The organism is Aerococcus mictus, from assembly GCF_003286595.3.
In the GTDB taxonomy this organism is placed as follows: Bacteria; Bacillota; Bacilli; order Lactobacillales; family Aerococcaceae; genus Aerococcus; species Aerococcus mictus.
On record NZ_CP132985.1, the window covers coordinates 351,244 to 363,810 of the forward strand.

At 45.9% G+C, this 12,567-nt stretch carries 13 protein-coding genes; 6 read left to right on the forward strand and 7 right to left on the reverse strand.

Translation table 11 applies throughout. The annotated features are described in order from the left end of the window. The first annotated feature begins 10 nt into the window (after positions 1 to 10). The 3 genes from DBT49_RS01590 to DBT49_RS01600 are packed head-to-tail and all read left to right on the forward strand — an operon-like array spanning position 11 to position 2,224. Complete coding sequence (locus DBT49_RS01590) at positions 11 to 469, forward strand: precorrin-2 dehydrogenase/sirohydrochlorin ferrochelatase family protein (protein ID WP_070559481.1); 459 nt, start codon at positions 11 to 13, stop codon at positions 467 to 469. After that, positions 466 to 1,464: a hydroxymethylbilane synthase gene (gene hemC, locus DBT49_RS01595; protein ID WP_070559480.1), complete on the forward strand. Its 999-nt coding sequence runs from the start codon at positions 466 to 468 to the stop codon at positions 1,462 to 1,464. The genes DBT49_RS01590 and hemC overlap by 4 nt, the downstream gene beginning before the upstream one ends. Next, positions 1,457 to 2,224 carry a uroporphyrinogen-III synthase gene (locus DBT49_RS01600; protein ID WP_070559479.1) on the forward strand — a complete coding sequence of 256 codons (768 nt, stop codon included), beginning with the start codon at positions 1,457 to 1,459 and terminating at the stop codon, positions 2,222 to 2,224. The genes hemC and DBT49_RS01600 overlap by 8 nt, the downstream gene beginning before the upstream one ends. Before the next feature lie 70 nt (positions 2,225 to 2,294). Here the strand turns inward: DBT49_RS01600 and DBT49_RS01605 are convergent, their stop codons facing one another. Then, a complete protein-coding gene (locus DBT49_RS01605) occupies positions 2,295 to 3,071 on the reverse strand; it encodes an alpha/beta hydrolase (protein ID WP_070559478.1) in 777 nt (258 codons plus the stop codon). A gap of 193 nt (positions 3,072 to 3,264) precedes the next feature. Here DBT49_RS01605 and DBT49_RS01610 point away from each other — a divergent pair, with 193 nt between their 5' ends. Together DBT49_RS01610 and DBT49_RS01615 are read left to right on the forward strand one after the other, a co-directional pair. Next, entirely contained in the window at positions 3,265 to 4,683 is a 1,419-nt protein-coding gene (locus tag DBT49_RS01610) for a leucyl aminopeptidase (protein WP_070559477.1), read from the forward strand. Between the two features lie 184 nt (positions 4,684 to 4,867). Continuing rightward, positions 4,868 to 5,821, forward strand: a complete 954-nt coding sequence (locus DBT49_RS01615; RefSeq protein WP_070559476.1) for a nucleoside hydrolase — start codon at positions 4,868 to 4,870, stop codon at positions 5,819 to 5,821. Between the two features lie 116 nt (positions 5,822 to 5,937). Here DBT49_RS01615 and DBT49_RS01620 read toward each other — a convergent pair whose 3' ends face one another. The 5 genes from DBT49_RS01620 to DBT49_RS01640 form a co-directional block, all read right to left on the reverse strand. Beyond that, positions 5,938 to 6,945, reverse strand: coding sequence for an alpha/beta hydrolase family protein (locus DBT49_RS01620; protein ID WP_083300474.1), 1,008 nt, complete (start codon positions 6,943 to 6,945; stop codon positions 5,938 to 5,940). An 18-nt stretch (positions 6,946 to 6,963) separates the two neighbouring features. Continuing rightward, a complete protein-coding gene (locus tag DBT49_RS01625; RefSeq protein WP_070559475.1) occupies positions 6,964 to 7,461 on the reverse strand; it encodes a threonine/serine exporter family protein in 498 nt (165 codons plus the stop codon). After that, positions 7,458 to 8,240, reverse strand: a complete 783-nt coding sequence (locus DBT49_RS01630) for a threonine/serine exporter family protein (protein WP_070559474.1) — start codon at positions 8,238 to 8,240, stop codon at positions 7,458 to 7,460. The genes DBT49_RS01625 and DBT49_RS01630 overlap by 4 nt, the downstream gene beginning before the upstream one ends. A 66-nt stretch (positions 8,241 to 8,306) precedes the next feature. After that, a complete protein-coding gene (locus DBT49_RS01635) occupies positions 8,307 to 9,149 on the reverse strand; it encodes a Cof-type HAD-IIB family hydrolase (protein ID WP_168163196.1) in 843 nt (280 codons plus the stop codon). A gap of 73 nt (positions 9,150 to 9,222) precedes the next feature. After that, on the reverse strand, positions 9,223 to 10,665 hold the full coding sequence (locus tag DBT49_RS01640; protein ID WP_070559472.1) for an RsmB/NOP family class I SAM-dependent RNA methyltransferase: 1,443 nt from the start codon (positions 10,663 to 10,665) through the stop codon (positions 9,223 to 9,225). A 182-nt stretch (positions 10,666 to 10,847) separates the two neighbouring features. Between DBT49_RS01640 and DBT49_RS01645 the strand changes: the two genes are divergently transcribed. Next, positions 10,848 to 11,870 (forward strand): lipoate--protein ligase, encoded by a 1,023-nt coding sequence (locus DBT49_RS01645; protein WP_070559471.1) that lies wholly within the window; start codon positions 10,848 to 10,850, stop codon positions 11,868 to 11,870. Positions 11,871 to 11,920: 50 nt separating this feature from the next. Here the strand turns inward: DBT49_RS01645 and DBT49_RS01650 are convergent, their stop codons facing one another. Further along, positions 11,921 to 12,475 (reverse strand): biotin transporter BioY, encoded by a 555-nt coding sequence (locus tag DBT49_RS01650; protein ID WP_013668916.1) that lies wholly within the window; start codon positions 12,473 to 12,475, stop codon positions 11,921 to 11,923. Between the last annotated feature and the right edge of the window lie 92 nt (positions 12,476 to 12,567).

The following is a 12,567-nucleotide window of genomic DNA, read 5'->3' on the forward strand; positions in this document are numbered from 1 at the left end:
GAGCTTAACCATGTATCCAGTCATGTTAGATATCAGTCACTGGTCAGTTCTCATCATTGGTGGTGGGAGGATCGCTGAGCGAAAATTACAGGGACTTATAAAGGAAGCGGGACAGGTTACGGTCTTGGCTCCTCAAGTGACTGAGCGGATTGCTGACTGGGTCAGTAAAGGGCAAGTGATCTGGTTGCAGCAAGCCTACCAGGGCCCTGTAGATTTACAGGGTTATCAGATGGTCTTTGCCTGTACTGATCATTCAGAGGTCAACCAGGCGATTGCGGAAGAACTTGGGCCAGGGCAATTGATCAACCAGACTGGGAACAAGCGAGCGTCGAACTTCTTTAATATGAAAACCATTAACCATGAGGGCTACTTGATTGCCATTTCCAGTCAAGGACAGTCACCAGCAGGGGCTAAGGCCCTGGGAGAAAGTATTGCATCTTATCTAAAAGACAAGGAGAATTGGATTTGACCACTTATCGTATCGGAACGCGAAGCAGCCGGCTAGCCATGCAACAAAGTTTAGAAGTTGTCAGGGCTTTGGAGGCTGTTTACCCGCAGGATGAATTTCAATTAGTCAAATTATCCACCAAGGGAGACAAGGATAAGTCCTCCCCCCTCTCTAAAATTGGGGGCAAGGGGGTCTTTGTCCGCTGGATTGAGCAGGCCCTAGTCCAAGGCCAGGTCGATTTTATTGTCCATAGTCTAAAAGATGTCCCTAGCCAATTAGCCCAAGGGACGGTCTTGGCTGCTATTCCTCAGCGCCAAGACCCTGGAGATGTGATCCTGACTGCTAAGGGGATGGACTGGCGCGACTTGCCTGAAGGTGCTAGGGTAGGGACAGGGAGTTTACGCCGCTTGGCCCAACTGCACGCCCTAAGACCAGATTTGGAGATTGTCCATGTTCGCGGGAATATTGATAGTCGTTTGGATAAACTTGCTCGTGGCGATTTCCAGGCCCTGGTCCTCGCTACGGCGGGCCTTAAACGCTTGCAGCTCCTTGACTATCCTTTTGACTCCCAGCGCTTTAACCAAAAAGAAGCCAATAGTGAGGCCCATATCCTCAATAACTATGAACTCCAGGCCCATGCCTTTAGCCTGGATGAAATGATTCCTGCAGTGGGGCAAGGGGCCTTGGCAGTCCAATGCCTGAGTGATGATCACGAAACCAGACAAGTCCTCCAAGCCATTGATGATCCCGAAACCCACCAGGCAGTGGCTTGTGAACGGGTGGTCCTCAAAGCCTTAGGGGCTGATTGTAACTATCCGGTGGGCGCCTATGGTCAAATGAAGGACCAAGTCCTCCAATTAACCGCCATGATTGGTCGTCAGGACGGCTTAGCCTTGGTTCGTAGCCAATTAGAAGCTCCCCTAGACCAAGCCCAAGCCCTAGGCCAAGCGGTTTACCAAGACCTCTTGGACCAAGGAGCAGGAAAATGGTTAGACCAAGGTGACGGCAATGACTAGACTTCTATGGACGGCTTCACGCCCCTTGGCTAAAAAGCAGTCAGCTCGCTTAGAGCAAGCGGGCTACCAGCCGGACTGGTTGCCGGTCATCCAACTCGAGCCTCTCGACCAGGTGAGTGACTTAAAGCTTCAACAAGGAGATGCCTTTTTCTTTGTTAGTCGCATGGCTGGCCAAGCTGCTTTTAAGCATTTACTCCCTAGTGCTCCTTTAAGTCAACATTACTTTTTTTCCAGTAGCCAGCAAACGGGACGCTACCTTAGCCAAACCTACCCCATTGCTTGCCAAGCCCTGACCCATGGGGGGACCAGTCAAGAAGCCTTTAATCAGTTCAACAAAATCAAGGACCATTACCAGCCTAGGATTGACCGCCTTATTGTTCCCATTAGTCCCCAAAGCCAGGGCAAGTACCAGGCTCTAGGGCAAACTTACCTGCCTGATATAAGTATTCAGGAGTGGATCGTTTATCAAAAACAAGTCAACCGGAGAATTGGTCAATCACTCCAAGCCGCCATCAGCCAGGCTAGCCAAGCAGCGCCCCTAGCTATAACCATCGCGAGCGCCAGTGCCTGGCAAGCCATGGTGAACTTAGTGTCTTTGCCTGTCTTAGAGCAGAAAAGGTCTGCCATCCAATTGTGGACAATTGGTCCCTTGGCTAGTCAATCTATCCTTAAAAGTAGCTCCCAACTTAACCCCTACCATGAAGCCGACCAGTCGAATTTTGCTGGCTTGGTAGAGAGTCTGATCACTTACAAGACATAAAAAAACAGCCTAGCTTAAGGAAACTTCCCTTTAAGCAAGGCTGCTTTTTTAATAGTTTAAGTCATCCCTTTTAAATAGTAGGTAACCAGTCGAGTACCTTTTTAATTTCTGGGTCCCAGTAGTCCCAACCGTGTTCTCCAGGGTTCTCATGGTAGGAGAGCTCTAAAACATCGCCAAAGCGGTCCTTGAAGTGACGGTTTTGTTCGATTAAGTCATCTTCTGTGCCACAGGTCAAATAAACTTTAGGTAAGTCGATTTTATTATCAATGGTTTGTTGGACCAAGTAATAAATATCATTGTCAGTTTTGGCGGGAGACTCCTCGTCAAAGAGCATTTGATGTTCGAAAGGAGACTCAGGATCAGGCCCTTGGGCAAAGACATTGACCAGGTCGGTGACTCCCGATAGGCTAGCCACATAGCCATATTTTTCCGGATAGGTGAAGGCCGCCTTCAAAGCGCCAAAGCCGCCCATGGAAGCACCAGCAATATAGGTGTCTTCCCGTTTAGTTGACACCGGAAGCATGGTTTGGATGATTTCAGGCAGTTCGACACTAATGAAATTGCTATAGGGGTAACCAATGGCATTGTTGATATACCAGCCGCGGTGGGTGGTAGGTAGGACAATGACCAAGTCCAGGTCACGAGCATAGCGTTCTAGGGAAGTGAAACGGAGCCAACCATCCTCATTACTGGATAGGCCGTGTAAGAGATAGAGGACCCGGTAAGGGGGTTTTAAGCTTTGGCGTTTATCTTCTGGAGTCCGGGCACAGTTTTGAGGGAAAATGATATTGACATGGACATCCATGCGCAAACTGTCTGAGTAAAGCGTGGTCTGTAAAAGAGTCATGGGAATACCTCCTGAATATTTTCTTATTATCATTATAACTAAAAGACCAAGTAAAGGCGATTGATCCGGTAGGGCACTTAGATCAAATCTTATTGATTGATCTCTCTAAATTAACCGCTAAACCTAGCTAAAATAAGTAAACTTGGTATAATGAAAGCATTGACAGAAGTAATGAAGAATTGGAGGATGAGTGATGAAATTTGTCAGCAATGAAAATTTTACCAATCATGTTTACTTAGTGGAGGCTGGTCAGGACTTAAACATGGTCGACCAGGCCACCCAAGACTATTTAAAAGACCAACTGGACTTTAAGGGCGAAGCTAAGCAAGTCTATCGCTCACTAGGTCCTAATAGCCAAAACTTAGTTTTAGTCGGCCTAGGAGAAAAGCCTCAACGCGATAACTATGTGCTGGCGGCTTTCTTAGCAGCTAAGGAATTAAAGGCAGCTAAGGTTGAAGCAGCCAATGTTTCCTTTGCGGCTACGGACCGTGCTGCCCTAGAAGGGGTTATTGAAGGTTTCTTACAAAGCGACTATCGTTTTGACCGTTACCTCAGTGACAAAGCTACAACTTCCCTAGCGAAGATTAATCTGCCTAAAAAAGTCGCTGATCTTGACCAAGTCGTTGAGGAAGTGACCCATTTAGTTGAAGGAATTAATGCGACCCGCGATTTAGTCAATACCCCTTCTAACCATCTCAGCCCGGCGCAAATGGCTGACCAAGCCAAGGACTTATTAACTGGGCTCGGGGTAGAAGTGGAAATCTTTGATAAACAGCAAATTGAAGACTTGGGCATGGAAGCCCTCCTAGCGGTTAATGCCGGTTCGGTCAATGAACCCCGCTTCCTCGTGATGAACTATCTCCCCCAAGGCCCAGAAGAAAAAGCCATCGCCTTAGTCGGCAAGGGGATTACCTATGACTCCGGTGGTTATGCCTTAAAACCAGCCAACTCCATGATCGATATGAAGGATGACATGGCTGGGGCTGCCGCTGTAATTGGTAGTATTTACGCCTTAGCCAAAAACAAGGTCAATAAAAACGTTGTGGGTGTGGCGGCTATCACGGAAAACTTGGTCTCTGCCAGCTCCTATAAAAATGGGGACATTATTGGTTCCATGAAGGGAACAACGATTGAGGTCTTGAATACTGACGCTGAAGGTCGGGTGACCTTGGCGGATTCAATTTACTATGCAGCTGCTAAAGTGAATAGTGAATGTGTGATTGACCTAGCAACCTTAACGGGGGCTTGCTTAGTCGCTCTCGGTGAACGGACAGCTGGGGCGATGACCAATGATTCAGATCTCTTCCAAGCAGTAGACCAAGCTGCTGACAGTGTTGGTGAACCGATTTGGCAATTACCGGCACCAGAAGAATTACGAGAAGCCGTTAAGGGCACCAATGCTGACTTAAGAAACTCTACCGGACGCAATGGGGGAACCATTACTGCAGGGGTCTTCTTAGAACACTTTGTGGAAGGCAAGCCCTGGGTTCACTTGGATATTGCTGGCCCTGCCTTCGGGGAAAAAGCCTACCGCTACCTCCCTCAAGGCGCAACCGGTGTTCCAGTCAAAACCTTATACCAATTTGTTAAAGGACAAGCTGAAACCAAGTAGCTGTCTATGTTATTGCTAGTAATGAAACTGGCTTAATCTAATGGTAATCGGCCTCCCATAGTCTTCCATGGCTAAAGGGGCCGATTTTCTTTTTAGCCACTTTGGCCTAAAGCTTTAAAAATGAGAGTAAAGCGGGTAAAATTGAAGTGACGTCAGTTGAAGGATTTAATGAGGAGGATCTTCTATGGTAAAAATGATACTGGATTTAGATACAGGGGTTGACGATGCCCTGGCCATTGCTTATGCATGTGCCTCAGCAGAAGTCGACTTGCTTGGTATCACGGGGACCTATGGCAATGTGTTGATGGAAACAGGTCTGAAAAATGCCAGTCAATTATTGGATTTATTTGGTCAAGGCCAGGTCCCAGTTTACCCCGGCCTAGACCATGCCTCGGATAAGGAAGACTTTGAAGTGCAAGAAGTCTCAGCTCTGATCCACGGTAAAAATGGTCTGGGTGAGGTTGATTTGGGTGACCGGCCTGTTAAGCAAGCCGCTGGCAATGCGGTTGACTTTATCCTCGAATCGGCTAAAAAGTATGGAAAAGATTTGAAAATTGTCGCTACCGGTCCTATGACTAACTTAGCCGCAGCCATTGATAAGGACTTCGATAGCTTATCCCAAGTCGGTGAAATTGTTATTATGGGCGGAGCCTTGACAGTATGCGGTAATGTGTCGCCTTTTGCAGAGGCTAATATTAGCCAAGACCCCGCAGCCGCTGATAAATTATTCCGGTCGGGCTTACCGGTCACCATGGTGGGATTAGACGTGACCTTACGCACCCTCTTGACCTATAAGGAAACCAAAATTTGGCGGGACTTAGGCACTGAGGCTGGGGAGAAGATGGCTGATATTGTGGACTATTACATTAAATCCTACGAAGTCACCTCGCCCCACTTAAAAGGTTGTGCCCTCCATGACCCACTAGCCGTGGCGGTTGCCGTTCAAGGAGACTTAGTTGACTGCCTACCTTTAGCCATGAAGGTTGAAACTGAAGGCGAAAGTCGGGGACGGACTATTGGCGATAATGACCGTTTAAATGATCCTAATCCTAGTGTCCGAGTAGCCGTGGCGGTTGATGTGGACCGATTCTTAAATGAATTTATGACCCGTTTGACCCAGCTCTTTAAAGAGCATTAAAAATAAATACGATCCAATAAAATAAAAGTGCTAGTATCACTCTTAAGTCTTTTAAGAAGTTGATACTAGCACTTTTTAATTGCTTATTTATCTGAGTGTCCTCCATCAATTTAGCCTTAATTGGCTTGCTCTTCTTCGTCGATAGTGAGTTGGTAATGTTCATCGCCGAGTTGATTGACCATGAACTTATCGATATAGGAGAGGGCTTTGATAAAGTCAGAGCCGGAAAATTCATGCTTACCGCCAGGGATCATTTCTAAATGAGCCTTGGGAAAAAGCTCAGCGGCCTTTTGGGCATAGACTGGGGGAACGAGAACATCATCTTCCCCATGGACAATGAGAACTGGGCCAGGATAGGAAGTAGTGATGTCCTCCACATCCACCTTAAGCATGTCTTCGATATAGTAACGGCTAACCGATACTCCCATGATATCGATGGAGTCAGGAATTTCTTCTTTGTCCGGGACAAAGTCGTGGACTAGGCTGGGCATATTGAAGGCAGGATAGAGTAGGATCATCCCCTGGATATCCTCGGGGTGTTTAGCTGCCATCATGGTAGCCACGAGACCGCCCTGACTATCTCCCAATAGGTAGGTTTGACTGGAATCAATTGCTTTATAGTTAGTGAGCTTTTGGTAAATGGCTTCCAGGTCAGCCAACTCAGTTAATACGGTCATATCGGAAAAGTCGCCATCACTACTATTTAGGGGAGCCCCACCGATAAAGTCAAAAACATAGGCAGCTACCCCACGTTTCGCTAAATGAGTGGCGTAAGGGGTGGTGGTTAAATCGGTTTGGTTAATCCCGTGGGCGAGGATAGTTAACGGCCAGGATTCTTGGTCGCCCTTGGGCAAGAAGAGCTTACCGTGTATTTTAAAACCATCCCGCATGACATTTAATTCATATTGAACATAGTCCTCAGTCTGACTCAAAACGGTTAATTGGTCCAGTTCAGTCGCTGGGTCACTGGCTGGCTGTGTTTCATCCTCTTGCTCAGTTTGTGGGGACTTACTTTCTGTTTGGTCCTCCTGGCTAGCCTGCTCAGGGTTAGTAGAGTCTGGCTTTTGTCCACAGGCAAAGAGCAGACCGGTCATTAAGAGTAGGAGTAATTTTTTTATTGTCATTATGATCCTTCCTTATTTTTAATGCTTACGGAATAAGGCCCGCACGCGTTTACGGTTATCCCGGCGAATATACTTGGCTGAAGTGGTCCGGTTCCCTAGGTAAGTGATACTAGAAACGGTAAAAATAGCTAATCCGATAGCCACGGTACTCATAAAGGTCTCTAGCAATTGACTAGAAAATAAGTCAAAGTCGCGTTGAAAAAGATAGAGGGCAGTCCGGTAAAGTCCCCCACCAGGGACGATGGGGATAAAACCCGGAATGAAAAATAAGGTCACCGGTTGGTGGAAACGATTGGCCGCCCACTGGGACATAGCGGCAATGACTAGGCTGGCCCAATAAGAGGACCAGACCGGACTCGATCCTGCTAGGACCTGGGTGAAGTAGTAGGTTAACCAGCCAAACATCCCAATCAAGGAGACTTGGAAAATCATTCTTTTAGGAACCTCAAAGACATAGGCGCAAAAAAAGCCTACGGTCAGTGAAAAAAAGGCATGGTAAAGAAATAAAGCAATCATATAAAGACTCCTTCTAAGATAAGAAAGGCGATGATTGAACCCAAGGCTAGACTACCTGCAGTGAGGAGGGCTTCCACTAAACGGGAAGAGCCGGCAATGAAATCCTCATGGAAAAGGTCACGGACAGCGGTGGTGAAGGGAGTTCCTGGCACTAGGGGCATGAGAGAGGCGATCACCACGGTTCCGCTGGCTAAATCAGGCCACAGATACATTTGAAAGAGGTGGGGCAGGAGAGTGACGACGCTTGCTTGAATGACATTGGTAAAGAAAGTTCCAAAATTAAAGCGGTTACTACCTAGAAATAAAAGCGCCAAGACTAGGCCGTTAATAGCTGCTGTTAAACCTTCAAAGGGACCACCATCAAAAAGAAAGGTAAAGCAAAAAGTCATTCCCCATATTCCTAAGGCCATTCGGTTAGGATTATAGAGGTTACGACCCGAACGGATGTTGTATAAGAGGGTATAAGTTTGGTCAATGTCTAGCTGGCCTTGGACGAAATAATCAGTTATCCGGGTCACTTGACCAATTTTATTGAGATTGTTGCTGTGGCTGGTGATCCGTTTCACTCCCACAAAAGCCCCGCTCTCAAATTTAGGATCGTCAATAATGGCCAATAAATTGGTTGAAAAAGAACAGCCGACCGCAAAAGCTGCCTGGGAAAGACTAAGAATCTTATTCATGGTATCTTCTACCCGATAAGATTCTGCCTGACTTTCACACATAATTTGTCCGGCAAGTAAGGCTAATTCTAAGAGTTTTTTGACTTGCTGTTGCCCCATAGACATCACTTTCTAATGGTATTTGCCCTTGTACTTGGCAGAAGGTTAAGTGGCCTGATCCGAGTGTTAGTGTCGCTCTTTAAGTAAGTTAGCAATCACTTGGGCGACCCCATCCTCCTTGTTGCTAGGTGCTAGGTAGTTTGCCTGGTCTTTGACCAATTGACTGGCATTAGCCATGGCATAAGAATATTTGACCGGGTGGAACATGGAAATATCATTATGAGAGTCGCCGATGGTGAGTATTTCATCGCTCTGATAGCCTTTGGAATGGGCATAGGCCATTAAAGCATTGCCCTTAGTGGCATCACGCTGGGTAATTTCTAAATTATCGGGACCGGAGGAAGAGACCGCTAATTCTGGATGGCTATCGAAATGCTCAATAAATTGCTGGAGAATAGCATGGTCTTCAGAAAAGACCATGACTTTTAAGGCAGGCTCATTTTCCCCATTAATATAGTCCCTAATATCACGGATATAATTGGTATCAAAGATAAATTGGGCCGCACTTGCCATGGCCTTGGGGTCGCCCTGGCTAATGGCCTTAATTTGGTCGATAAAAGTTTCTGGATTATAGAGATAGTATTGGTTTTGGGTCATAATGGAATAATTAATGCTGTAATAGTTAAAGTAATCCAGCAGCTCACTAAGGAGTTGACCGGAAAAATATTTTTGCTGGCTGGCTTTACCATTAATGTCAGTAAAAACTGCCCCATTTAAATTAATCATCGGGCAGCGTAAGTCTTGCATATCTAGTAAAGGTTGGGCTGAGTGATAACCCCGTCCGGTAGCTACCATAAATTCAATTCCCTGGTCTTTTAAGGACAAGATCGCCTGACGGTTAGCATCAGAAATGACATGGTGGTCATTGAGTAGGGTACCATCCATATCAGTGACAAATAGTTTAATCAAGTAAGTCATCCTCCTTTGTCAAAATCCGATTCTTTGCCCCTAGTATAGCAGAAGCGCTTCTGACTTCCCATTGTCATGGGTGAAAACGCAATCCTTTGGGAAAGAAGTTTTTAACTGTTCCTTGGACTTGTTTGCCAAAGCTAATGACCATCCCTTGGTAAACTAAGAGGACCCAACCTTGGTTGCCAGGATAAGCTAAGGTGAGACCTTGAACATAATTTACCCAGTCATCGTAGCTGATTTCAATTTGAGGATAAGTGGCTTTGGGAGCCAAGGCCATGGCCCAAGCATAGCTGGGTTGGAAACGATTTTTAAGTAAGCTCCCTAGGTGGAGACCCAGACGGAGACTGTGTAATTGATTGAGGGGGCCTTCCATCAGCATCTGATAAGTGAGGCCAGGAGGGAGGAGCCAAACCTGGTCGCCTTTAGCAATCACTTCTCGATCTTGGTAGTCCTCATTAGGGAAGGCTTGGGTTAAGGCAGCGAGATTTTTCTTTTCTTCTGGCTCTAATAAGCGGTAGGGTGAAGCTTTAGCCTTACCTGCATGTCTTTTGCCCTTTTTAGGACGTTTCTTCTTAGCTTTTGGTACTACTTGGTCAGTATTAAGACTGTCTTTGGCCTTGAGCCGGGCAATAAAGTGGCCCTCGCCGATGGAACGATGGGGCCAAATTCTCACACAGGCGGAGAGATCATAGGCAGATTGACTCCAGTCACTTCGGCCTCTAGAGATCGTTTCAGCAGGAAATTGGTCAATCCATTCTAAGTCAAAGTCCCCTTGGTCCAATAGCCAGGCAATAATCTCTTCGTTTTCCTCTGGGGAGAAGGTACAGGTGGAATAGATTAATTGACCGCCTGCTTTTAGCATTCGAACTGCTTGGCTCAGAATTTCCTTTTGCCGCTCTTGGCAGAGGAGGGGCGTCTCTTTACTCCAGCCCTCACGAGCCGCTTGACTTTTGGTAAACATGCCTTCACCGGAACAGGGGGCGTCAACCAGGATCTTATCGAAAAAGCCCGGGAAATATGCAGCCAGACTTTCGGGATCGTGGTTGGTTACCAGCGCGTTGGAAATGCCCATTCTTTCAATGTTTTCGGCTAAGATCTTGGCCCGCTTCGGAATAATTTCATTAGCGACCAAGAGCCCTTGACCCTGCATATCAGCAGCAATCTGAGTAGACTTTCCTCCTGGTGCGGCACAGAGGTCAAGGATTTTTTCTCCCGGCTGGGCTTGGACCACACTAGCAACCGCCATGGCTGAAGCTTCCTGGCTATAGACCAGTCCAGCTTGATGGAGGGGAGAGTTTCCGTCGACTTGACCTAAATACCCCCATGGACTATAAGGACAGGGGGTTAATTCTTCTGCAAAGTAAGATTGACAAATGGCTTGGGCCTTGGCTTTTAGGGGGTTGATACGAAAGGCTTTTTGGGCCTCTTCTTTATTAAGAGCGGCGAAGAAGTCAGCGGCTTCATCGCCTAGGAGCTGGTTAAATTTATCGATAAATTCCAAAGCTAGCGACATGGTTATTTTCCTTTCTGGCTTAATAAGTGCATATTACCATAGAATGAGCCATGCTCCAATAAGAATTCAAGGGACAAAGGAACAGAAAAGAAGGCGGTTTCTATGCTATAATTTAAAGTGTAAAATGTTTAAAAAATACCCCGGTTAGAGGCTAGAAAATAAATAAGGAGGAAGATCTTTCCATGTTTTTTATTGATACGTCACGCCATGGTCAAGCGGTTTATGATCCTATTGTTAACCAATCGCTGGATAATTATCTGATCAATGATCTAGCCCTTGAAGGCCACGGTTTAATTATGTATATTAATGCTCCCTGTGTCATTATCGGTAAAAATCAAAATGCCTATGCAGAAGTTGATCTAGACTATTTAGAAAAGAATGATATCACCTTAGTCCGGCGTACGGGTGGTGGGGGAGCTGTTTATCAAGACTATGGCAACATTGTCTTTGAGAATATTGTCGTTGGCGATACCTCACATTATGGTGATTTTTCTTACTATGCCCAACCGATTATTGATGCCTTGACTGCTCTAGGAATTGAAGGGGTCCAAATCAAAGGTCGTAACGACATTGTGGTGGACGACTTAAAAATTTCTGGCATGTCCATGGTCAAGGTAGAAAATGCCTTGGCAGCTGGTGGAACCCTCTTATATGATTTGGATACCCAACAAGCAGGGCGGGTGCTGACCCCTAACCAAGATAAGTTGAAAACCAAAGGGGTCAAGTCGGTAGATAAACGGGTCTCTAACCTCAAACCTCTATTAAAAGGTGACTTAGCTGACTTATCTACAGAAGCCTTTAAAGAGGCCCTGCTTAAAAAAATCTTCCATACAGAGGACTTGGATTCTATCCAACGCTATACCCTAACCGATGAGGACTGGGCGATTATTGACCAACGGGTGGCTGATTTTTATGGCAAGGACGAATGGAATTATGGGTCCAATCCTGGCTTCCATTACTATAAGACAGCTTATTACCCTGGGGTAGGCACCGTGGCTTTTAACTTTAATATTAGTGATGGACTTATTACTGATTTCAAGACTTATGGAGATATGAGTTTTGGCCAACCAGACCAAGTCGACCAAGCTATGATTGGAATGACTTATGACCAAGCTGGAATTGCTGCAGGACTAAAAGCCGGCAACTACCAAGATAACATTGGCAAGCTTGCTATCGAGGATTTAGTCTCTCTTATCTTGGATTAATTATAATAGAAAAAAGTGTGACCAAGTTGATCAACTTGGTCACACTTTTTTTAGTCAAGTAAGTTTCTGCGCTTTAAGAGTGGACGTAAACGCAGGGCTAAGATAAAGGCCAGGGCGCTTTTGAGAATTTCAGCCAGAATAAAGGGAGTGATCCCAATGGCTAAAAGCCCACCGATGGAAAGGCCCTTGCCCATATAGCTGTTTAAAATAAAGGCCATATAGACAAAGCCAATTGAATTGGTCACTAAGTAATTAATGACTAGGGCAATGAGGTATTCTCTAGGCCCTGGATTGGCTTGCTTAGCTAAATAGGTTGAAACCAGGCTAGCGGCAGCAAGGAAGCCAATAATAAAGCCAAAGGAAGGGGTTAGAACACTTTGGAAGCCGCCATGGAAACCGGCAAAGAAAGGTAATCCGATTAAGCCGCCCAGCAAGTAGAGCAGGGTGGTAAGAAAGGCTTCCTTAGGTTTTAAAAATAAGGCAATTAAGTTAACCGCAAAGGTTTGAAGGGTAAAGGGAACAATCCCGATAGGAATAGTTAACTGAGAAGCGATAACCAACAGGGCTATCATCAAAGCAATACGAGTAATTTCTTTGGTTTTCATTTTTGTTTTCTCCTTATGCAAAGATCGATTAACAGGGCCTTTGAGCCACTGCGTCTATTAACCAGAGATTTAAGCTGGGTTAATAGGCTTTT